A 21,357-nucleotide genomic window follows, 5' to 3' on the forward strand; every position below is an offset into this window, starting at 1 on the left:
TGCGGGGGTATCGCCCGGTGGCGCTACACTTACCGGGCCTACGGATCGTGCGGCCTGGGGTTTCGTAGGCCGGGTAAGGCGTAGCCGCCACCCGGCGCGTTTCAGCGCAACAGTTCAAGCGTCTGCTGCTTCGGCCGTTCCAGCAGGGCGATTGCCTCCTGATACGACCGCACGTTGTTATACCCCATCACCAGCCCGTAGCGCTTGCCCGACCCGCTGTACCACGCCGACAGGGCATTCACCTGCAGCTGCTGCTGTTGCCAGCAACGGGCGATCTCCAGGTCGCAGCTGCCTCTGGTTAAGAACGCCACTATGTGCATCCCGCCGTCGTTCTGCTCGGTGAAGAAGCGATCCCCGTAGACCTCGTGCAGGGCGGCGATCATCCAGTCGCGCCGCTGCTGGTAGAGGGCGCGCATCTTTTTCAGGTGGCGGAAGAAATGACCCTCGTTGATAAAGGCGGTGAGGATCTTTTGCGTCAGCACCGGCTGGCCGCTGGCGAGCAGATCGGCGCAGTCGTTAAAGGCCGACACCGTGCTGGCGGGCATCACCACATAACCCAGGCGCAGGGACGGCATCACAGTTTTGCTGAAGGTGCCCATGTAGATCACCCGATCCTGACGATCGAGGCTTTTCAGTGACGGCAGCACCTTGCGGGTGTAGTGAAACTCGCCGTCATAGTCATCTTCAACTATCCACGCCTCGTTGCGGGTGGCCCAGTCGAGCAGCTGCTGTCTTCGCGGCAATGAGAGAGTGACCGCCAGCGGGCTCTGGTGCGACGGCGTGACGATGGCAAACCGGGCGTCGGCGTGGTGGCGCAGCAGGTACTCCGTGTCCATCCCGGCGCGATCTACCGGCACCGTATGCAGACGCGGCACGATGCGCCGGAGCAGCTGCTGGCCCATAAAATAGCCCGGATCTTCAAATACCACCTTGTCGTTGCGGCTGGCGAGAGTGTCGAGGATCAGGCGCAGGCTGCCGCTGTAGCCGCTGGTGATCAGCACCTGATCCGGCGTGCAGGCGAGCCCGCGGGAAATGTTCAGGTAGCTGGCGATGGCCTGGCGCAGGGGAGCCCAGCCCATCACCGGCGGGTTGAGCATCTCCTCCTGGCGCATGGCCCGCACCGCCTGTCCCGCCAGCAGCAGCCATTTCTTGTACGGAAAGCTGTCCAGCGCCGGGATGCCGGGGCGCAAAAATCCCGCGCGTTCCCGCTGGCTGACCAGCGATTCCGGAAGCGTGCCGGTGACGGGATCGTCTGACACGGGGGCCGCGACCGGCAGGTTTAAGTCCGGGTTCACCCGGGTGCCGCGCGCCCCCTGGCTTACCAGATAGCCCTCGCCGATCAGAATGGCATAGGCGGTTTCAACCGTTTTGCGCGCCACCTTCAGCTCTTCCGCCAGCACGCGAATGGCAGGTACCTTGTCGCCGGGCTTGAGTACGCCGCGGGTGATGTTGTCCCGATAGCGGGTGTAGATCTGGTGATAGCCCGGCTTCATGTCCTACCTCGTTTCGCGCTTTTTGTATCTTTTTACTATGTCATGAACGGCGTAAATTTACCCCATCGCATGACCCATCCCGCACAAAAAGAGGTAAGACAATGAGCACTCGCGTTAACCACCATAAAGCCACACCTGCCCTCGCTAAAGCCCTGTCCGACCTGAGCATGGCGGTGGGCCAGACCTCCATCGACCCGGCGCTGAAGCACCTGATCGACATCCGCGTCTCCCAGCTCAACGGCTGCACCTTCTGTCTGGATATGCATTCGAAAGAGGCCAAAATTGCCGGTGAGCGCGAGCTGCGTCTCTACCATCTGACCGCATGGCGCGAGTCGCCGCTGTTCAGCGCCCGTGAAAAAGCGGCGCTGGCCTTCACCGAAGCGCTGACGCAGATCGGCCCGCACGGGGTCAGCGACGTGCTCTACCGCAGCGTGGCGGAACATTATTCGGAAGTGGAGATTTCGGAGCTGAACTTCGCCATCGTGGCGATCAACGCCTGGAACCGCTTAGGCATCACCTCCCGCATGGAACCGGGCTCGCTGGATGCCGCCTACGGCCTGAACAAGGCTAACCTCGAGTAAGACCGCGCTCGCGGATCATTGCCACCAGCGCCTGCAAACCCGGCGGGACGTGGCGATGGCCGGGGTAATAGAGCCGCAGTCCGGCAAAGGGCTGCGTCCACTCCTCCAGCACGCTCACCAGCTCTCCGCTTTTCAGCTCCTGCTGTATATAGAGTTCCGGTAAAAATCCCACCCCCAGCCCGGCCTTTACCGCCCGGATCGAGGCAAACAGATCCGAGGTGGCAAAACGCGGCGGCACCGCCAGGGCGATCTGCTCCCCGCGCCGCTCCAGCTCCCAGCGATAGATCCCCCCGTGCGCCATGCGCATGCCGATACCCTGATGCTGCAGCAGATCGTCAGGAGTTTCTGGCGTGCCATGACGGGCAAAATAGTCCGGCGTGGCGGTGACGAGCTGGCGGATATCCGGGGTAAGCCTGATGGCGATCATGTCCTGCGGCACCGACTCCGCCAGGCGCACCCCCGCGTCGTAACCTTCCGCCACGATATCGATCATCCGCGCTTCGCTCACCGTTTCGACGCGCATTTTCGGGTAGCGGATCATGTAGTCGATCAGCAGTTCGTCCAGGAACAGGGTTCCCACGTTATTCGGCACGTTCAGACGCAGGGTGCCGGCAGGTTCGTCGGCATCGCTGTGGATCTCACTGCTTGCCTGGCGGATCTCCTGCAACGCAGGGCCGACGCGGGCCACAAAGCGCTGCCCCGCCTCGGTGAGCGCCACGCTGCGGGTGGTACGGTGAAACAGGCGGGTTTGCAGGCGGCTTTCCAGCCCGGCAACGGCGTTACTCGCGGCGGTGGGCGACATCCCCAGCTCCTGTGCGGCGGCGCGAAAACTGCCGCGACGCACGACGGCCATCACCACTTCCAGCTCTGTCAGTCCTGAACGGTGCATAGATTATCCTGAAAATCGAAACAACCTTTGCAGCATAGCGTGGATTATCGTAACGGAGAAGGCGTGCCAGACTCTCTCCATCCAGTCTGAGGAGGTCGTTATGCATCACATCGAACAGATTTATATCAACGGTGAATTTGTCACCCCACACGGCAGCGAGCGCTTCGATCTGTTTAACCCGGCGACGGCACGGGTTATCGGGCAGGTACGTCTGGCCGACGCGGTGGATGCCGAACGCGCCATTGCCGCAGCAAACGCGGCGTTTCCGGCATGGGCAAAAACCACAAAGCAGGAGCGCATCGCCGCCCTGCAACGGATGCATGCTGCCGTGGCCGCCCGCCACGACGATCTGCTGGAGGCGGTGATTGAAGAGTATGGCGCGCCCGCGTCGCGCTCGGCGTGGATGGCGAGCTATCCGGCCGAGGTGATTGCCCAGGCCATTGAGGCGCTGGAGGCGTTTGAGTTCACCCTGACGGCGGGTGCTGCAAAGGTTGAGATGACGCCGCTCGGCGTGGCCGGGCTGATTACCCCCTGGAACAGCGATGCGGGCTTTATCTGCGGCAAACTGGCGGCGGCGCTGACGGCAGGCTGCACTGCGGTGATCAAACCCAGCGAGATGAGCGCCCTGCAGACGCAGATTGTGACCGAGGCGCTGCACGCGGCAGATCTGCCGCCGGGGGTGTTTAACATCGTTACCGGGCGCGGCGACACGGTGGGGGAGACGATAAGTCGTCACCCGGATGTGGCAAAAATCTCGTTTACCGGCTCGACCCAGACCGGCAAAGCGATCCTGCGCAACGCGGCGGAGAACTTTACCCGCGTCACGCTGGAGTTAGGCGGTAAATCGCCGACGGTCGTGCTGGATGATGCCGATTTGTCGCAGGCCATTCCGCTGGCGGTGCAGGCCGGGCTGATGAACAGCGGCCAGGCGTGCGTGGCCGGAACGCGCATTCTGGTGCCGCAGTCGCGTAAGGCTGAAATCGAGCAGGCGCTGGCCCGGGCCATCGCGGCGGTGCAGTCGGGGGATCCGCGCGATGCGGCCACCGAGGTCGGCCCGATGGTGAGCGAGAAACAGTGGCTGCGGGTGCAGGGATACATTCAGAAAGGGCTGGCGGAAGGGGCGCGTCTGCTGGCGGGCGGGGAGGGGCGGTCGGAGGGCACCCGTGACGGCTGGTTTGTCCGCCCGACGCTGTTTACCGACGTGCACAACCAGATGGCCATCGCCCGGGAAGAGATTTTTGGCCCGGTGCTGTGCGTGATCGCGTATCGCGATGAGGCAGAGGCCATCGCCATTGCCAACGATACAGAATACGGCCTGAGCGCGATGGTGCTGGGCGGCGACGCGGAGCGCGCCCGTCGGGTGGCGCAGCAGATCCACGCGGGTCGCGTGCTGGTCAACACCCTCGCCCACGAGCCCAAAGCGCCGTTTGGCGGATTTAAGCACTCCGGTGTAGGGCGCGAGATGGGCGCATGGGGCATCAGCGCATTTATGGAACCGAAGTCAGTCCTCGGCTAAAAAACGCCCGGCGGCACAAGCTTGCCGGGCCTACATGTGGCCCGTAGGCCGGGTAAGCGCAGCGCCACCCGGCATCCCCGGCGCAGAAATGCCACATTTCGCTTTTCACCGAAGCATTCTCCTGCTCACTCCTGCACTCTCTCCTTAACCTCACAATGGAGAGAACATCATGATTGCAGTCCTGTTTGAAGCCAAAGCAGCCCCCGCGCACCAGGCGCGCTACCTGCAACTGGCCGCCGAGCTAAAGCCACTCCTGGCGGATATCGACGGTTTTATCGATATCGAACGTTTTCAGAGCCTGACCACTGACGGCAAAATCCTCTCCCTCTCATGGTGGCGGGACGAGGAGGCGATCTGCCGCTGGAAGCAGAACGTATTTCATCAGGCGGCGCAGGCCGAAGGACGGGCATCGATCTTTACCCACTACCGCATCCGCGTGGCGGAGGTGGTGAGGGAATACAGCTCTGAAACCGGAGGGCACGCCGATGTATGACGTTCATGTGATATTCAACGATACTCCCGGCGAACTGGCGCGTTTTGGGCAGCTTCTGGGGTGCAACGGCGTTGGGCTTGAGGGCGGCGGCGTGTTTGGCGTGGATGCGCACTTTCTGGTGGCAGAGGGCGAAAAAGCCCGGCGCGTGCTTGTTGATGCCGGTTTTAACGTGCAAATGGTGCGAAAGCCGCTGATTCGTAAGCTGAAGCAGGAGCGCCCTGGCGAACTGGGCGAGATCGCCGCCGCGCTGGCAGCGCAGGGGGTGTCTATCCTGACGCAGTACAGCGATCATGCGAATCACCTTATTCTGCTGACGGATAATGATAAGCTGGCCGCAGAGATCACCGAGCCGTGGGCTGCCCATGCTAAAGACGAGTTTACCTCCTGATAACAGTGCCGCGCTGGAGCTGGCCGTTGCTGCTGTCGCGGCGGCGATGGCCGATCCGTCGCGGGTCAAAATGCTCTGTGCGCTGATGGACGGGCGGGCGTGGACCGCGACAGAGCTCAGCGCCGTGGCGGATGTGGCCCCCTCAACCGCCAGCGGACATCTCGCCCGGCTGGTGGACGGCAGACTGATAACCTGTCTTTCTCAGGGTCGGCATCGCTACTATCGCCTGGCGGGGCACGACGTGGCGGAGCTGGTGGAGCAGATGATGGGCCTGTCCTGGGCGCGCATCACGCCGCCGCAGACAACAGCGCCAGAGTCGATGCGTCTCGCGCGCACCTGCTACGACCATCTGGCGGGCACGGTCGCCGTGCAAATCTATGATTTTATGCAGGCGGATAGCTGGCTGATGGGGGACGGTTCAGCCCTCACCGTGAAAGGTCGCGAGGCGTTTCTGGCAATGGGGATTGTGCTAAAGGCTAACCCCCGGCGTAAAGCCTGCTCCGCCTGCCTGGACTGGAGCGAGCGCCGCTTTCATCTTGGCGGCGAGGCGGGCGCAGCGCTGCTGATTCATCTTGAAACCCAAGGCTGGATCCAGCGAGTAGCAGGCTTTCGCGAGGTGACAATAACCGCGTCAGGACGACGGGCCATTGATAAGCACTTTGGCCGCTGAAACATTGCCCGGCGGCGCAAGCTTGCCGGGCCTACATGTGGCCGTAGGCCGGGTAAGCGTCGCGCCACCCGGCGAATTACCGCTTACCCTGCAAACAGTTTCTCGATTGATTTTGTCGGGTAAAAAAGGGAATTAACGTTGCTGCCTGTTAAAGCAACAAAGCCGAGCTTCAGGTAAAAATCTTTCGCCCTGTCGTTGAGCGCATCCACAAACATGCCATGAATGCCAACAGCCTGTGAGGCTAGGTGCACCACTTTCATGGCATGGGTCACCAGCGTCATTCCCCAGCCCTGGCCCTGTAAATCCTGATGGATGGCGAGACGCCCTAACGTGACGCTGGGAACATTGACGTAGGGTACTTTGCGCTGTTGGGTTTTCGAGGGCAGGCTCTCTTTCTCAAAACAACTGCCGGACAACGTATAGTAGCCCAGCACTTTTGGCACGGGATCGTCGGTGATGAGCAGGTAAGCACGCAGCAGGCGCCCGCCGTGTTGGCGCGCAAGGTGATCAAACAGAAAACGGTTCAGGGTACTTTCCCCGCAGTCGAATTCGGTTAAATCATATTGCGTCTCATGTGAAAACATCCTTATCGTCAGATTAGCCACGCCTTACTCCATGTTTTGCAGACGTTTTGCTGCGCGTTTCAGCCTGTCGTTCGGCTCTGGCGGGTTGTCGAGTGCATCCATCACTCTGTTCCACGAATTTTCATTGAGGATCAGACGGCGGTGCTGCTCAATGACTTCTGCAGCACGTTCCGAGGCACTGTTAACCATAAACTGGGTGATCGTCTGGTTAGTCATCGCCGCAGCTTCTTCGATCAGATCCTTGTCTTCATCCGTTAACCTGAGGTCGATGCGCTGTTTTTTCAGTGCTGACATTTTTACTCCACGTTTTTTCTTGTACGGATTTCTTCCGTACATTTGACTATACCGCTTAAAGAGGGATTTTTCAATTACGCATTATTTTCGGCAGCATGCCTGGCCGCACGATAAATAATACAGGTCATCTATGCTTTAAACTCAATTCATTCTTATTGCTTATGTGTTTTTAATTAGAATTGTCTTATATCAACATTTAATATTATTGCGATTGCCAGGTCTCAATATTTATGAAAAGTTAACGCTCACAACAGCCGCCGTAATATTGAGCTGTTGGCATAATGGAATGTATTAACAGGGAACGCTATAAACCATGTCAAAATTAAAAAATTACGCAGAAAGCGTGTTATTCCAGTGCGTTATTTCACACTCGGGCAAGCCATGTACGCCGGATAGCCTTGCTGCATTGTCAGAAAACTATATTTCCCGCCTTGGCAGTAACGATCTGCCGGCCACTCTGCGAAAAACCCTTAAGGATATTAAATTAAATCTTATATGGCTGAGTGATAAAAATAAGAACCAGCCCTTCACCCATGAAGTCTGGGAAAATAAAACCCACACGCTTATGACCCTGCTCACCGAACTTTATACCGAGGTGGTGGCGTGGAATGCCGTTGAGCAATATCTGTCGGCTTCCGAGTTTCTCCTGTTTTCCCAGGAGCAAAAGGCGTTTCATAGCACCCTGCATAAAGTGATCAACTAGCCTGACCGTTTCGCAATTCCTGCTCTTAACATCCTCGTTTCTTGATACTTACCCTGATAACTATTATCTTCTCAGCGTGTGAAGCGAGGATCCCCCATGCGTGAAGAAGATCTGTTCTGCCGCAGGCCGATGGGCATGCGGATGGCAATGATTGTGCGTCAGTGGCGCGCGGTCATTGACGATGCCATTCTCGATACCGGGTTAACCCAGTCGAGCTGGACGGTGATGATGCAGCTTAAGCAACTGGGGGATAACGTCTCGGTGAGCGAACTGGCGGAGGTGCAGGGTATCGAACTGCCGCCGCTGATGCGCACCCTTTCACAGCTGGAAAAGCAGGGCTACCTGCTGCGCACCACATCGCCTTATGACAAGCGTATCCGGCTGCTGACCCTCACACCCGAGGGTAACGCGGTGCTGAAAACCCTGACGCAGGTTATCGAGACGTTCCAGGAGCGGGTATCGCAGAATATCGCCCCGGACCATCTCGAGATTTTCAGCGCCACACTTAATCAAATCGCCTGCAATCTGCGGACTATCCGCGAAGAAGATAACAAGACCAACTAATCATGACCCCTGAACAAAAGTTTGCCCGCTGGGTAAGGGTAAGTATTGCCTCTTTCCTGCTGATGTTTGTCTATTTCATTATCGCCGATATCTGGATCCCGCTGACGCCGGACTCCACGGTGATGCGCGTGGTCACGCCGGTGTCCGCCCGCGTCTCCGGCTATGTGGCGGCGGTACACGTGCACAATAACAGCCAGGTGAAGAAGGGCGATCTGCTGTTTGAACTCGATCCGACTCCGTTCCGTAATAAGGTGGATGCGGCGCAGATCGCGCTGGAGCAGGCCCGCCTCGCCAACCAGCAGCTAGACGCGCAAATCGTCGCGGCCCAGGCGAACCTGAAAACCGCCCAGCTCACCGCCCGCAACGACAAGGTCACCTTCGATCGCTATCAGAAACTCAGCACGTTGCAGAACGTCTCGCAGGCGGATCTGGATAAAGTCCGCACCACCTGGCAGGGCAGCGAGCAGGCCGTGGCGAATCTGGAAGCCAACATCCATCAGCTGCGCATTGAGCGCGGCGAGCGCGATGAAAAGCGTAACGTGACGCTGCAAAAATACCGCAACGCGCTGGAAGAGGCCGAGCTGAATCTGGGCTGGACCAGGATCTACGCCGAGGCGGACGGGACGGTCAGCAACGTGCAGCTGAGCCCCGGCTTCTACGCCACCTCCGGCACGGCGGCGCTGGCGCTGGTGAACAACCAGAGCGATATCGTCGCCGATTTCCGTGAAAAGAGCCTGCGCCATACCCGCCAGGGCACCGACGCTGCGGTGGTGTTTGACGCCTTCCCGGGCCACGTTTTCCGCGCCCACGTCACCAGCAGCGACGCCGGTATTCTCGCCGGGCAGGAAGCGGTGAACGGCCAGCTGTCAGAGCCGGAGACCTCCAACCGCTGGGTGCGTGACGCGCAGCGCATGCGCATTCACGTGGCGCTGGACGAGCCGCTGCCGAAGCATCTGCCGACCGGGGCGCGCGCCACCGTGCAGCTCTATAACAGCGAAGGTCCGTTTGCCCGCTTCTTCTCCGGCATGCAGATCCACCTCGTCAGCCTGCTGCATTATGTCTATTAACACTCTGGCGCGGGTTTTTACCCCGCACGGCAACATCGTCTACAGCGCCAACGACTTTCGCCAGACGCTGCGCATCGTCTTTGCCGGGATGATCGCGCTCAGCGTGTCGAGCTTCTACAACACCAGCTACGGCGTTTTTTTCGTGATCTACCCGATCATGCTCCTGTCGCTGGTGCCGGTCTTTAACCGCCACGTGGCAAAACAGTTTGTGTTTAGCTCGGCGCTGAACTGCGTCGAAATGGTGCTTATCATCGGTTATCTGGCGCAGTGGCCGGTGATTATGACCCTGGTGGTGTTTGGTCTCTACGTGATGCGCTTTCGCTTTATGAGCCAGGGGCCGCTGTTCCTCTTTGGCTCGATGGGGGTGGTGTGTCAGAGCACCATGCTCAACTTTATGAGCTATCCCACCACCAACTGGCACACGCTGCTGTTCTCCAACCTTGAAGCCAGCGTGATGGCGGTATGTTTAAGCGCGCTGATGCACTATCTGCTGCCGGACGTTGAGCCGCGCACGCCGCCACCGCGTCTGGAGAAAGACGCCGCCCGGGTGCGCCATGAATCGCTGCTCTCCGGCAGCGTGGCGACGCTGATTTTTGTGGTGTTCCAGATAAGCGATCTCAGCGATTCGCTGTCGGCGCTGATGGCGGGGATCCTGATCCTCTTCCCGATGCACTATCGCGGCGCGGTGATGAGCTCCCTGTGGCGCGTGGTCGGGGTGGTGCTCGGCTGCCTCTATATTCTGCTGGTGCAGATGGTGCTCTACGATCACAGCAGCCACATGCTGCTGATGATGCCGCTGATTGGTCTCGGGCTGGGGTTTGGCGCCCGCCTGCACGTGATGGAGAAGGTGGGGGCCGGGGTCGGTTTTGCCAGCATCACCACCATCGGGATTATGTTCGGCCAGAATATGCACCCGGACGGCGACCTGGTGTTCAGCGATCTCTACCGCATCGTTTCGGTGACGGTGGCGCTGGCGGCGACCCTGACGATGGTGTTCCTTATGCACCTGTTTCTCAACTGTTTTGGCCCTACCCGCTACATGATTAACCCGCCTCAGGTCTCAGTGGAGAAACGTCGGGATAGTTGACAGCAGGAATAAAATCAGCCCGATGGTGCCGCCCACCAGGGTGCCGTTGACGCGGATAAACTGCAGATCCTTGCCGATGTTCAGCTCAATCTGGCGGGACATATCTTTGGCATCCCAGCCTTTGACCGTGTCGCTGATGTGGCGGGTGAGGAAGCGGGCAAAATCCGGGGCCACGCGGTGCGCGGCCTGCTCCAGATGTTCGTTCAGCGAAGCGCGCAGGTTGGTGTCCGCCACCAGGGTTTCACCGAACCACAGCCCGGCGTTGGCGAGGCGCTGCTTCACGCGGGAGTCGTCGCGCTGCATATCGGCCTTCAGCCACTGGCGCAGGTCGGCCCACATCTCGCCCAGATAGCGGTTAAAGGCCTCGTCGTTCTTCAGATAGGTTTTGATGTTCTCGGCTTTGGCCGCGGTTTCCGGATCGTTTTTCAGGTTATCGACCAGCTTAAGCACCGCGCGGTCGAAGGCCTGACGGATCTGATGGGTGCGGTCGTGGCTGACGTCATCCAGAATGGCATTCACCGCATTCGACACCAGCTCGGCGCTCTGATCCCCCAGCCATTCGGTGGGTAAAATCATCGCCTTACGCGGGTGCTCGGTCTTCAGCCAGTGAACGATCTGCGCGGCGATTAAGTCGCGGGTGCTGTCGCGCTGCAGGAGCGTGATCATGCGGTTAATCACCGCGTCCAGCAGCACCTGGTGACGGTTGTTTTTGGTCATGCTCTCCAGCATCGCGGCGCTGGTTTCGCTGAAATCGACCTTATCCAGCGCCTTATGCACCGCCCGTTTCAGCATGCGCTGAATGCGTCCGTCGTCGGTCAGCTCCAGGAACCCGCTCATCACCTGCATGATATGCAGCCCGACGCGCTGGGCGTTATCCGGCTTGCTGAACCAGTTGCCGATAAGCAGCGCCGGTTCGTGCTTACGGATAAGCGCGACCAGCGACTGGGTATCGAGAAATTTCTCCTGTACAAACTGGCCGAGATTGTCGCCAATCCGGTCCTTATTGCGCGGGATAATTGCCGTATGTTTCGAGATAAACGGGATCGGCACCCGGCGAAAAAGTGCTACCACGGCAAACCAGTCCGCCAGCGCGCCGACCATCGCCGCTTCGGCAATGGCCTTCACCCCGCGCACCCAGAAGGTCTGGGGCAGGAACAGGGTTACGATAAAAGTCGCGGCGGCAATCAGCAGCAGCGACAGCGCCAGGAGCTTGGCGCGTTTGAGTTCAGCGAGTTTTTCCATAGGGTTAAGGATAGAGGGAAGCGGCAAGAAGGTAAAAAAATTGCCACAGGATCCAGCCGCCAAACGCGATCAGCACCACCCCCGCCGCGCGCTCCATCTTCCAGATATGGTTGCTTAGCCGCCGCTGAATGGCAGGCAAGGCGATAACGGAAACCACCGCCAGATCCCACACCAGCACCACCGTCACCATCCAGATGCCGCTGACCGACTGCTGGAGCAGGGTAACGTTCGGGCCCAGCAGCGCGGTCATCAGCGCCAGATAGAAGAGCGCATTTTTCGGATTTAATACCGCCGATCCCAGACCAAGCAGGAGTTGCCTGCGTAAGCCTGGACGCTCCGTCTGCGAATTATCCAGCGCCAGAGTACGGGCGCGGCTGTGGATCAGATGCCAGCCGATCCACAGCAGATACAGGGCTCCCAGTAGCTCAATGACGTTAAAAAGCAGGGTGAACTGGCGCAGCGCGCTCCAGCCGAGTATCACCAGCAGGATGTAGAGCCCGTTACCCAGGGCGATCCCCACGCACAGCCCGGCGCTGCCGCGCAGACGGTGGCGGGCGGCAAATCCCATCAGCAAAAAGAAGTCCGGGCCTGGGCTGAGCAGGGCGACGAAATGCGCCAGCGCAAGGGCCAGAAAAGCGGGCGGAAAGAGAGTGGTGAGCAGTTCCATAGTGACCTCATCAGCAAAACTGAGGTCAGGCTACAGAGGGGCGGGCGCTAATTATTGTCGGATATTGATCGCCCGGTGGCGTACTGGCGCGGCGTGGCGGCAGCGTAGCTGACAAAGGTTTTATGGAAATGGCTCTGATCGGCAAAGCCGCTCTGGTAGCTGACGTCGGCGATGTCATCCCCGGCGCGCAGACGCGCTTTGGCGAACTCGACTCGGGAAATTGCCAGGAAAGTGCCGGGCGTCAGGCCGGTATCCTGCTTAAAGGTTCTGATAAGTGTCTCTTTGCGCAGTGAAAAGCGCCGGGCCAGAACATCCAGCGAGGGCGGTTCCTGCAGGCTGTGGCGTAAGGTCTGCAGCAGGGCAAGGCTTGAGGGACGAAGAGGGTCAGGCGGAGCGCTATTTTCTGTAAGCCCCGAGAGCAGAGTAGCGATCGCCTCGGGGGAGAGGGTGTCAACCACCGCCAGATACTGGCGGAACAGCGCCTCGCTGCGGATCACCTGCATGGCGGGCTCAATATCGGTATCGAGATAAAGCATGTGATAGCTGCGGGGCTGCCCCTCAACGGGGTTACAGCTGTGGGCCATATGCGCCGGAATGACAATCAGATCGCCCGGGTAGAGGGTGAACGGTTCGCCGTTGCAGGTGCAGCAGGTTTGCCCCTCAAGGATCGCGCCAATAGAAAGCTGCGCATGGCTGTGACGCTTATAGGCCTGGGTGCTCTGCCAGGTACTGCGCAACTCCACGCCGGGCTGGCGGATAAAGGTCTGATTGACGTGACGGGTATGGGTCATGGCGACTACCGGTTGGAGGGGTATGGGGGTTATAACATGCTGTGCGATCAAAACAAGAATTAACCTCGGTGGAATTTTCCCCCCGGTGGCGCTGTGCTTACCGGGGCTACAGGACCGTAGGCCTGATAAGCGAAGCGCCATCAGGCGTTTTTCCCCGGTGGTGCTACGCTAACCGGGGCTACAGGACCCGTAGGCCTGATAAACGAAGTGCCATCAGGCGCTTTCCCCCGGTGGCGCTGCGCTTACCGGGGCTACAGGACCCGTAGGCCTGATAAACGAAGTGCCATCAGGCGCTTTCCCCCGGTGGCGCTTTGCTTACCGGGGCTACAGGACCCGTAGGCCTGATAAGCGAAGCGCCATCAGGCGCTTTTCCCCCGGTGGCGCTGCGCTTACCGGGGCTACAAAGTGTGTGCCGGTTTGCTTTTGTGTTTCTGGATGACCCCGTTTTATACTCAACTATTTTAATTACCCAAAATAGTAAAAACACATATGGCTAATTTTGGTGATATAAATAATTTATTTATAGATGACATGAATGTTATTTTTAGCTCGCAAATAATTATTTGTTTAAGGCGAATGAAGTGATATAAAGTTTAAGGCTTATAAAAAGGAGGTAGATATCATGGTAGATACTGCTATTTTCATTGGAGATATAGCTACAGATGATGTGAAAAAAATCGCTAACCGAATAGTTGATATTCTTGTATCACCGGGTGTCATTCCTGGCTTAATAAATGGAGCGCTTACTGTTCCTCTTGACCTTGGATACCTTGCCATAGGCTATTTTGACACAGACTCTCGCTTTAAGCATCAAACTGAACGAATCCGCATGGCGGAGGCAATTCATAACGATATTTTAAATTATGACCACGTTACAAACGCAGTTGTGATGATCTTTGAAAAATTTAATAAATATCTCTCTATAAGCCAGCAAAATAGTGTTTATCGTGGCGTTGTTTCATCCGTTGCAGGTCGCTTAGTCACCGCGAAAATTATCTCTTCTATAGGAGCAGCCGTTCTGACACGTGTCTCGTTTATTGGCGCTGCGTCCGCTAACAGCTGGATCGGTAAGGTCACCATGCTGTTGCTTATAGGGGGGATGGCGGAGCGTTCCATAAGTGTGTCAGAAGAGCTTTCTATCAAAGTGCCTGAAATTTATCAATTACTTCGTCCACATGATTACGATCTGTCTTATTTTCTTTTTGAGCCTGCTGTAAAACCATTTGTTGAAGCAATCCATATAGCTAATCAACTGGGACAGCCTTACTTCAATAAAATAATTGAGATCGTTGAGAGCCAATTAAATGTCAATTAACAACCTCTCTTCAGGCTTTAAAAAAATTTCACGCACGCTTGTATCAAGCATTGTCTTTATCTGGAATTTCATCGAGTCAGCATTATTTATAGGTGGCTTAATAATGAGCATCATGCTGCCTGTCGCATGGCCTATGAAGTTTTTTTATGCTGCTGTATGGCTGGTCTTATTCTACATATGTTCGAAAGTAGTTGGTATGTTAGAAAATTATCGTAACAGGAAAAATTGAAAAGAGGGAAATGATATGTCAAATCCAGCTTATTTATGGTTAACGGATGAAAATGGCTCTCCTGTAGTTGGAGGGTGTTGCGTCCTGGGGCGTGTAGGATCTATCGAGATAAAGTCGTTGTCACATCACATGACTATTCCAACAGATTCGAGTACGGGGAAGTTAACCGGTACGCGTATCCATACGCCAATTTTGTTTCAAAAAGAGTTTGACCGGGTAACCCCTCTTTTATATCGCGCTATTAGTCGTGGATATACCCTCAAATCAGCAGAAATAAAAATGTATCAAATAGTAGATGCAGGCAGGGAGGTCGAATATTTTAATATCTTTATGGAAAACGTAAAAATCACGGGTATTACACCCAGCCTTCATCCGGGTTCCGGTACTGGAACACATTTAGAAAACATTGAGCTTCGCTACGAGTCTATTCAGTGGAAGTATGTTGATGGAAACATCGCCTTTAAGGACAGCTGGAACGAACGCTGTGTGGCATGAGTGCCCTGTACTCAACAAAAACATGCCACCTCCGGGTGGCCCCCCTCTTTTATACCCAACTTTACCTTCATACCCAGCTATTTTGACTACCCTTAATACCCCAAGCGGTAAAAAAGGAGGCAACAATGGCCTATCAGACAGTGAATCCTGCCAACAACAAACTCATCAAAGAATATCCTTCTCATACTGATGCTGACGTCGAAGCGGCGCTGAAAACGGCTGATGCGCTCTACCATTCCGACTGGTCAAAAGGCAGCATCGACAAGCGCCTGGCGGTGCTGCACAAGCTGGCGGATCTCATTGATTCCCGCAGCGAAGAGCTGGCAAAAATCGCCAGCGTGGAGATGGGGAAACTCATTGCCCAGAGCCGCGGCGAGGTAAAACTCTGCGCGCAGATCGCTCGTTACTATGCGGATAACGCGAAGCAGCATCTCGCCCCGGTGAAATACCCGTCGGAGCTCGGCGAGGCGTGGGTTGAGCATCACCCCATCGGCGTGGTGATGGCCGTGGAGCCGTGGAACTTCCCCTATTACCAGCTGATGCGCGTGCTGGCCCCGAACCTCGCGGCAGGTAACCCGGTGATCGCCAAACATGCCAGCATCGTGCCGCACTGTGCCGAAACCTTCGCCCACCTTGTGCGTGAAGCCGGTGCCCCGGACGGAGCCTGGACCAACCTGTTTATCTCTTCAGATCAGGTAGCGAAGATCATCGCGGACGACCGTGTGCAGGGTGCAGCGCTCACCGGGTCTGAAAAGGCCGGTAGCGTGGTGGCGGCTCAGGCGGCGAAGCACATCAAAAAATCGACCCTCGAACTGGGCGGTAACGACGTATTCGTAGTGCTCGACGATGCAGACCTGGAGAAGGCGGTGAAGATTGGCGTCAACGCGCGCCTTGCCAACGCCGGGCAGGTCTGTACCGCGGCTAAGCGCTTTATTCTGCACGAGAAAATCGCGGAGCAGTTCCTGACTAAATACACCGAGGCCTTTAAGCAGGTGAAGATCGGCGATCCGCTGGATGAGAGCACCACGCTTGGCCCGCTCTCCTCAAAAGACGCGCTGGAAACCCTGACCAGACAGGTAGAAGAGGCGGTGAAAAACGGCGCGACGCTGCACTACGGCGGCAAGCCGGTGCAGGGTGAGGGCAGCTTCTTTGAACCGACCATCCTGACCAACATCACTCGCGATAACCCGGCGTACTTCGAGGAGTTCTTCGGGCCGGTGGCGCAGATCTACGTGGTGAAAGACGACGAGGAGGCGGTCAAACTCGCCAACGACTCGCACTACGGTCTGGGCGGCGCGATCTTCAGCAAAGACACCGATCGCGCTAAAAAGATGGCCTCGAAAATCGAGACCGGGATGGTGTGGATCAACTGGCTCACCGATACCGCCGCAGAGCTGCCGTTTGGCGGCGTGAAGCGTTCCGGTTACGGGCGTGAGCTGTCGGATCTGGGGATCAAAGAGTTTGTGAACCAGAAGCTGGTGGTGATCCGCCGATAGGCATTTATCCGACCCTCTCCCCACAGGGGAGAGGGAATAAACCCGCGCCTTAAAGTGATTCGCATAAATGTGACATAAGATTATATCTGTGTCATTAATTAGCTAGCGCCCTCACAATTCACAGAGAAACAATCCCCTGTTTCTGGATAAGCATTGACCTGTTGCTAGTATGAAACCGCTAATCATACACCTGCAAGAGGATACAATGATAAACAGAAACCGTATGATCGTGAACTGTATTGTGGCATCCCTGGCCTGCACATGGACCCTGACAGCGCGAGCTGAAACCCCCTCAACCGAAGTCAAAATCGTGCGCGATGAGTACGGCATGCCGCATATCTACGCCGATGATACCTACCGCCTGTTCTATGGTTACGGCTATGTCGTCGCCCAGGATCGCCTGTTCCAGATGGAGATGGCGCGACGCAGCACCCAGGGACAGGTGGCGGAAGTGCTGGGCCAAACCTTTGTTAAATTCGACAAGGACATTCGCCAGAACTTCTGGCCGGAGACGATCCGCGCGCAGATTGATGCCCTGGACGCCGATGACAAAGCCATTCTGCAGGGCTATGCCGACGGGATGAACGCCTGGATAGACCAGGTCAACCGCGATCCCGGCAAGCTGCTGCCAAAGCAGTTCACCACCTTCGGCTTTGCGCCAAAACGCTGGGAAGCCTTCGACGTGGCGATGGTGTTTGTTGGCACCATGGCGAACCGTTTTTCGGACGCTAATAGCGAAATCGACAATCTGGCTCTGCTCACCGCGCTAAAAGATAAATACGGCGAAAAAGGGATGGCGGTGTTTAACCAGCTGAAATGGCTGGTGAACCCGGCGGCGCCCACCACCATCGCCCCGCAGGAGAGTCAGTATCCGGTTAAATTCGATCTGACCACCACCCAGACCGCCGCGCTGCTGCCGCGCTACGACATGACGCCGCCGATGCTGGACCGGCCAGCGAAAGGGGATGATGGCGGGCTGCTGGCGCTGACCTCGGCGCAAAACCGCGAGACTATCATGGCGCAGTTCGTCCACGGTGGCGCTAACGGTCTGGCGGGGTATCCCACCACCAGCAACATGTGGGTGCTGGGCAAAAGCAAATCACAGGACGCCAAAGCGATCATGGTCAATGGCCCGCAGTTTGGCTGGTATGCGCCAGCCTACACCTACGGCATCGGCTTACACGGCGCGGGCTATGATGTGACGGGGAATACGCCGTTCGCCTATCCGGGGCTGGTGTTTGGCCATAACGGCACCATCTCCTGGGGATCGACCGCCGGGTTCGGCGATGATGTCGACATCTTTGCGGAACAACTCTCTGCCGATAAACCCGGCTACTACCTGCATAACGGCGAGTGGGTGAAGATGCTCAGCCGGGAAGAGACGATCAAGGTCAAAGACGGGCAGCCGGAGACCTTTACCGTTTACCGCACCCTTCACGGCAACGTGATCAAGACCGACACCGCCACCCAGACGGCCTATGCCAAAGCCCGCGCCTGGGAGGGTAAAGAGGTGGCGTCTCTGCTGGCCTGGACCCATCAGATGAAGGCCAAAAACTGGCAGGAGTGGACGCAGCAGGCGGCGAAGCAGGCGCTGACCATCAACTGGTACTACGCGGATATCGACGGCAATATCGGCTATGTCCATGGCGGGGCCTATCCGAAGCGCCAGCCGGGGCACGATCCGCGCCTGCCGGTGCCGGGTACCGGCAAGTGGGACTGGCAGGGGCTGCTGTCGTTCGATCTCAATCCAAAGGTCTACAACCCGAAATCGGGCTATATCGCCAACTGGAACAACTCTCCGCAGCAGGGGTATCCGGCCTCGGATCTTTTTGCCTTCCTGTGGGGCAGTGCGGATCGCGTGACTGAGATCAGCCAGCTTATCGATAAACAACCCACCTTCACTTACGAACAGGCCTGGGATCTGATTAAGCAAACCAGCCGTCAGGATCTGACCCGTCGGCTGTTTTTACCTTCCCTGCAAAATGCCACTGCGCAACTGCCGGGAGAGGATCCGCGTCAGCAGATGGTGAAATTGCTCAGCGACTGGGACGGGGAGAACCTGCTCAATGACGACGGCAAAACCCTGCAACAGCCGGGCTCGGCGATCCTCAATGCCTGGCTGACCAGCATGCTGAAGCAGACCGTCGCGGCGGCGGTACCGCAGCCGTTCGACAAGTGGTACAGCGCCAGCGGGTATGAAACCACCCAGGACGGGCCGACCGGTTCGCTGAACATCAGCGTGGGGGCGAAGCTGCTGTATGAGGCATTGCAGGGGGACAAGTCCGCGATCCCGCAGACGGTGGATCTGTTTAACGGCAAGCCGCAGCAGGAGGTGATTTTAGCCGCCCTGCAAGAGGCCTGGCAGACGCTGTCGAAGCAGTACGGCAACGACATCGCTCAGTGGAAAACCCCGGCGATGGCGCTGACCTTCCGCGCGAACAACTTCTTTGGCGTGCCCCAGGCGGCCCCGGAAGAGGCGGTGCATCAGGCGGAGTATCAGAACCGCGGTACGGAGAACGACATGATTGTCTTCTCGCCGACCTCGCAAAAAGCGCCGGTGCTGGCGTGGGATGTGATGGCCCCCGGGCAGAGCGGTTTTATCGCTCCGGACGGTACGCCGGATAAGCACTATCGCGATCAGCTTAAGATGTATGAAACCTTCGGGCGTAAACCGCTGTGGTTAACCCCGCAGGAGGTGGCGGCGCATCAGGAGTCGCAGGAAGTGTTGCAGGTGCAACGGTAAGAGTGAGTGCAGTTTTGCCCGGCGGCGCTGCGCTTGCACGGGCCTACGTGATCCGTAGGCTTGATAAGCGCAGCGCCATCAGGTGCTTTAGAAGCTTACGCCGCCGCCAACGTAGGCGCCGTCAATCAGGGTGTGGTTCGGGCGGCCGTCTTTGCCATCAACGCTCACGTGGCGGTAACCCACTTTCAGCGTGACGGGTTTGACCGGGGTCCAGCTCACGCCGCCGTTGGCTTCAACGTAGTTTTTCACGCTGTTGTTCAGCCCTTCCGGGGCGACATAACCTTCACCGAACACGTTAATGCTGTCGGTCAGAGCAACGTTTACGCCGCCGCCGACAGGGAACGCCACGCCGTTATCGCCTTTTTTTGGCCCGATGTAGATGGCTTTTGCCCCCGCATTCAGCATTACCGGGCCCACTTCAACGTTGTAGCCCGCGCCAACGCCGCCGGTCTGGGTGCCGTCGTCGGTGTTTTTCAGCCAGTTGCTTTCGGCATACAGACCTGAGGAAGATTTACCCATCTCAAGGTTCAGGTTGGTAAAGTTTTTGCTCTGCTCAATGCTGCCGCCCATCGCCATCGCGGAGCCAGAGATCGCGGTCAGTGCAGAAAGAATGAAGATATTAAGCTTTTTCATGTTTTATGCCTCGTCATCTAATTTGTCTGCGCACACCCTAACAGGCGAGGTTTACGGCTGCAAATGTGACCATGAGCGAGGTTTTATGCTGATTTTGTTTGGAAATTGTGCTGATGATGTGTTTGAAAGGTTTCGATACCGCCGCGTCAATCGTTAAGTTTTTCACGTTGAGAGGCGGTTTAGATTATTGGCTAAATAGAAGCTGAACGGTGGGGAAAAACTGGTTAGCCATGAATTAATTGGAGTTCTTATAATTTCCAATAATGTTTCTGATGTAACAGATAAATACGTGGATTTACATTTTGAGCGGTAACTTTACTGCCTTTCGCCCGGCTGCCCCCGGTGGCGCTGCGCTTACCGGAGCTACATGACCGTAGGCCTGATAAGCGCAGCGCCATCAGGCATTTTCCCCTCACCCTAACCCTCTCCCCATAGGGGAGAGGGGACAGTCTGTGCGGCTATTTACGCAACGCCGCGAACCCCGCCCGGATCTCATCTTCCGGCAATTCTAAACCGATAAACACCATCACGCTGTGCGGCGGCTCGTCGCCCCACGGGCGGTCCCAGTCGGCGCTGTACAGGCGCTGCACGCCCTGGAACAGCAGGCGGTTCGGTTCGCCGTCGATCCACAGCATCCCTTTGTAGCGCAGTAGTTTGTCGGCAAACGACAGCAGCAGGTTCTCCATTACCCGTGAGACCTCGCTGATATCCACCGGGTAATCCAACTCGACGACAATCGAGGAGACGTCGTTCTGCTTGTCGGCCATAAAGTGGAAACGCGGTCTGGTGGTGACGTTCTCTTCCAGCATAAAGCCGTTGGTGTTGAACAGCTGTGCCAGGTCGATATCGCCAAAGGTGACGGTATAGATTGGCGCGCGCGAGTTGATGCGCGTCAGGCGTTCGCGGAGTTTATCGCTCTCGCCCGCCACGTCGGTTTTGGTCAGCAGGATGCGGTCGGCGTAGCCCACCTGCGACTGGGCGATGGTGAACTGGTTCATCTGGTCGTCGGCGTGCACCGCGTCGACCAGGGCGATCACGCCGTCCAGCAGATAGCGCTGACAGAGGAGCTCGTGGGAGAAAAAGGTCTGGATAATCGGGCCAGGGTCGGCCATGCCGGTGCACTCAATCACCAGGCGGTCGAAATCGATCTCACCGCGATCGCGGCTGTCGAGCAGGTCGAGCAGGGCATCTTCAAGTTCGTTTGAGCGGGTGCAGCAGATGCAGCCGTTGGTCAGGGTTTTGATCTGGGTTGCGCGATCGCCAATCAGCTGGTCGTCCACCGAGACTTCACCGAACTCGTTCTCGATAACCGCGATTTTGAAGCCGTGCTGTTCGTTGAGGATGTGGCGCAGCAGGGTGGTTTTGCCGGCGCCGAGAAAGCCGGTGAGTAGGGTAACTGCAATCGGTGTCATGGTTT

At 57.5% G+C, this 21,357-nt stretch carries 22 protein-coding genes; 13 read left to right on the forward strand and 9 right to left on the reverse strand.

What is annotated here, in order from left to right; translation table 11 throughout:
- Window positions 1–101 precede the first annotated feature (101 nt).
- Window positions 102–1,493 carry a PLP-dependent aminotransferase family protein gene (locus tag FHN83_RS14525; RefSeq protein WP_139564177.1) on the reverse strand — a complete coding sequence of 464 codons (1,392 nt, stop codon included), beginning with the start codon at window positions 1,491–1,493 and terminating at the stop codon, window positions 102–104.
- Window positions 1,494–1,594: 101 nt separating this feature from the next.
- Here FHN83_RS14525 and FHN83_RS14530 point away from each other — a divergent pair, with 101 nt between their 5' ends.
- Window positions 1,595–2,074, forward strand: coding sequence for a carboxymuconolactone decarboxylase family protein (locus FHN83_RS14530; RefSeq protein WP_139564178.1), 480 nt, complete (start codon window positions 1,595–1,597; stop codon window positions 2,072–2,074).
- Here the strand turns inward: FHN83_RS14530 and FHN83_RS14535 are convergent.
- Window positions 2,061–2,963 carry a LysR family transcriptional regulator gene (locus FHN83_RS14535; RefSeq protein ID WP_139564180.1) on the reverse strand — a complete coding sequence of 301 codons (903 nt, stop codon included), beginning with the start codon at window positions 2,961–2,963 and terminating at the stop codon, window positions 2,061–2,063. The genes FHN83_RS14530 and FHN83_RS14535 overlap by 14 nt on opposite strands.
- 100 nt (window positions 2,964–3,063) lie before the next feature.
- Here FHN83_RS14535 and FHN83_RS14540 point away from each other — a divergent pair, with 100 nt between their 5' ends.
- From FHN83_RS14540 to FHN83_RS14555, 4 genes are all read left to right on the forward strand, one after another.
- Window positions 3,064–4,479, forward strand: coding sequence for an aldehyde dehydrogenase family protein (locus tag FHN83_RS14540; protein ID WP_139564181.1), 1,416 nt, complete (start codon window positions 3,064–3,066; stop codon window positions 4,477–4,479).
- Window positions 4,480–4,648: 169 nt separating this feature from the next.
- Entirely contained in the window at window positions 4,649–4,972 is a 324-nt protein-coding gene (locus FHN83_RS14545) for an antibiotic biosynthesis monooxygenase family protein (protein ID WP_138370180.1), read from the forward strand.
- A complete protein-coding gene (locus FHN83_RS14550) occupies window positions 4,965–5,360 on the forward strand; it encodes an amino acid-binding protein (RefSeq protein ID WP_039030539.1) in 396 nt (131 codons plus the stop codon). The genes FHN83_RS14545 and FHN83_RS14550 overlap by 8 nt, the downstream gene beginning before the upstream one ends.
- On the forward strand, window positions 5,335–6,030 hold the full coding sequence (locus FHN83_RS14555; RefSeq protein WP_139564183.1) for an ArsR/SmtB family transcription factor: 696 nt from the start codon (window positions 5,335–5,337) through the stop codon (window positions 6,028–6,030). Before FHN83_RS14550 ends, FHN83_RS14555 begins: the two co-directional genes overlap by 26 nt.
- 83 nt (window positions 6,031–6,113) lie before the next feature.
- On the opposite strand, the gene FHN83_RS14560 is transcribed toward FHN83_RS14555, so the two are convergent.
- On the reverse strand, window positions 6,114–6,635 hold the full coding sequence (locus FHN83_RS14560; protein ID WP_039030537.1) for a GNAT family N-acetyltransferase: 522 nt from the start codon (window positions 6,633–6,635) through the stop codon (window positions 6,114–6,116).
- A 3-nt stretch (window positions 6,636–6,638) separates the two neighbouring features.
- Window positions 6,639–6,908 carry a DUF1778 domain-containing protein gene (locus FHN83_RS14565; RefSeq protein WP_039030536.1) on the reverse strand — a complete coding sequence of 90 codons (270 nt, stop codon included), beginning with the start codon at window positions 6,906–6,908 and terminating at the stop codon, window positions 6,639–6,641.
- A 313-nt stretch (window positions 6,909–7,221) separates the two neighbouring features.
- Here FHN83_RS14565 and FHN83_RS14570 point away from each other — a divergent pair, with 313 nt between their 5' ends.
- From FHN83_RS14570 to FHN83_RS14585, 4 genes are all read left to right on the forward strand, one after another.
- Window positions 7,222–7,611 carry a hypothetical protein gene (locus tag FHN83_RS14570; protein ID WP_139564185.1) on the forward strand — a complete coding sequence of 130 codons (390 nt, stop codon included), beginning with the start codon at window positions 7,222–7,224 and terminating at the stop codon, window positions 7,609–7,611.
- Between the two features lie 96 nt (window positions 7,612–7,707).
- Window positions 7,708–8,175 (forward strand): MarR family winged helix-turn-helix transcriptional regulator, encoded by a 468-nt coding sequence (locus FHN83_RS14575; RefSeq protein WP_039030534.1) that lies wholly within the window; start codon window positions 7,708–7,710, stop codon window positions 8,173–8,175.
- Window positions 8,175–9,242 (forward strand): HlyD family secretion protein, encoded by a 1,068-nt coding sequence (locus tag FHN83_RS14580; protein ID WP_139564186.1) that lies wholly within the window; start codon window positions 8,175–8,177, stop codon window positions 9,240–9,242. The genes FHN83_RS14575 and FHN83_RS14580 overlap by 1 nt, the downstream gene beginning before the upstream one ends.
- Window positions 9,232–10,329, forward strand: coding sequence for a DUF2955 domain-containing protein (locus FHN83_RS14585; protein WP_139564187.1), 1,098 nt, complete (start codon window positions 9,232–9,234; stop codon window positions 10,327–10,329). Before FHN83_RS14580 ends, FHN83_RS14585 begins: the two co-directional genes overlap by 11 nt.
- Here the strand turns inward: FHN83_RS14585 and FHN83_RS14590 are convergent.
- Genes FHN83_RS14590 through FHN83_RS14600 form a run of 3 tightly spaced genes read right to left on the reverse strand, consistent with a single transcriptional unit; the run spans window position 10,303 to window position 13,029 of the window.
- Window positions 10,303–11,571, reverse strand: coding sequence for a DUF445 domain-containing protein (locus tag FHN83_RS14590; RefSeq protein WP_139564188.1), 1,269 nt, complete (start codon window positions 11,569–11,571; stop codon window positions 10,303–10,305). The two genes, FHN83_RS14585 and FHN83_RS14590, sit on opposite strands and share 27 nt — an antisense overlap.
- A 4-nt stretch (window positions 11,572–11,575) precedes the next feature.
- Window positions 11,576–12,238, reverse strand: a complete 663-nt coding sequence (locus FHN83_RS14595) for a LysE family translocator (RefSeq protein ID WP_139564190.1) — start codon at window positions 12,236–12,238, stop codon at window positions 11,576–11,578.
- Window positions 12,239–12,285: 47 nt separating this feature from the next.
- Window positions 12,286–13,029 (reverse strand): AraC family transcriptional regulator, encoded by a 744-nt coding sequence (locus tag FHN83_RS14600; RefSeq protein ID WP_139564191.1) that lies wholly within the window; start codon window positions 13,027–13,029, stop codon window positions 12,286–12,288.
- A 622-nt stretch (window positions 13,030–13,651) separates the two neighbouring features.
- Between FHN83_RS14600 and FHN83_RS14605 the strand changes: the two genes are divergently transcribed.
- The 4 genes from FHN83_RS14605 (at window position 13,652) to FHN83_RS14625 (ending at window position 19,307) form a co-directional block, all read left to right on the forward strand.
- Window positions 13,652–14,344 carry a hypothetical protein gene (locus FHN83_RS14605; protein WP_139564193.1) on the forward strand — a complete coding sequence of 231 codons (693 nt, stop codon included), beginning with the start codon at window positions 13,652–13,654 and terminating at the stop codon, window positions 14,342–14,344.
- 244 nt (window positions 14,345–14,588) lie between these two features.
- Window positions 14,589–15,068, forward strand: a complete 480-nt coding sequence (locus FHN83_RS14615; protein ID WP_139564197.1) for an Hcp family type VI secretion system effector — start codon at window positions 14,589–14,591, stop codon at window positions 15,066–15,068.
- Between the two features lie 125 nt (window positions 15,069–15,193).
- Window positions 15,194–16,564 carry an NAD-dependent succinate-semialdehyde dehydrogenase gene (locus tag FHN83_RS14620; RefSeq protein ID WP_139564199.1) on the forward strand — a complete coding sequence of 457 codons (1,371 nt, stop codon included), beginning with the start codon at window positions 15,194–15,196 and terminating at the stop codon, window positions 16,562–16,564.
- Window positions 16,565–16,769: 205 nt separating this feature from the next.
- Window positions 16,770–19,307: a penicillin G acylase gene (locus tag FHN83_RS14625; protein ID WP_139564201.1), complete on the forward strand. Its 2,538-nt coding sequence runs from the start codon at window positions 16,770–16,772 to the stop codon at window positions 19,305–19,307.
- An 87-nt stretch (window positions 19,308–19,394) separates the two neighbouring features.
- On the opposite strand, the gene FHN83_RS14630 is transcribed toward FHN83_RS14625, so the two are convergent.
- Window positions 19,395–19,940: a YfaZ family outer membrane protein gene (locus FHN83_RS14630; RefSeq protein ID WP_039030524.1), complete on the reverse strand. Its 546-nt coding sequence runs from the start codon at window positions 19,938–19,940 to the stop codon at window positions 19,395–19,397.
- Between the two features lie 458 nt (window positions 19,941–20,398).
- Window positions 20,399–21,352 carry a GTPase gene (gene yjiA, locus FHN83_RS14635; protein ID WP_139564203.1) on the reverse strand — a complete coding sequence of 318 codons (954 nt, stop codon included), beginning with the start codon at window positions 21,350–21,352 and terminating at the stop codon, window positions 20,399–20,401.
- Window positions 21,353–21,357 lie beyond the last annotated feature (5 nt).

This window comes from Leclercia adecarboxylata (assembly GCF_006171285.1).
In the GTDB taxonomy this organism is placed as follows: Bacteria; Pseudomonadota; Gammaproteobacteria; order Enterobacterales; family Enterobacteriaceae; genus Enterobacter; species Enterobacter barmai.